The sequence below is a fragment of the Pseudomonas sp. Kh14 genome, from assembly GCF_900291005.1.
GTDB lineage: Bacteria > Pseudomonadota > Gammaproteobacteria > Pseudomonadales > Pseudomonadaceae > Aquipseudomonas > Aquipseudomonas alloputida.
Window position 1 is genome coordinate 1 of sequence record NZ_OLKJ01000221.1, and the last position, 249, is coordinate 249.

At 42.2% G+C, this 249-nt stretch carries 1 protein-coding gene; it reads left to right on the forward strand.

What is annotated here, in order from left to right; translation table 11 throughout:
* The coding region (locus FQ668_RS27900) for a hypothetical protein (protein ID WP_218570924.1) at positions 1 to 249 on the forward strand (249 nt) is incomplete at both ends.

Here is a 249-nt window from a genome sequence, read left to right on the forward strand (position 1 = left end):
ATCCGCAATGGCTCTACTGATGCTAATCCATTTGGTGACTTCACCTTTAACTTCGACTTCTTTGATAATTTTGACCAAAACAATCAATCAGGAGGAGGTGAAGTCAAAACTATCTCCGATCTTGATGGCCAAATTGGTTTCACACTTTATGAGCAGGGTAGCCATGGTGGTAACGAAAGCTATAAACAATGTGCCAGTGTGGTCATGTCAGAAGATAAAACTACGGGTGTTGCGTTAACGGGGATGGAA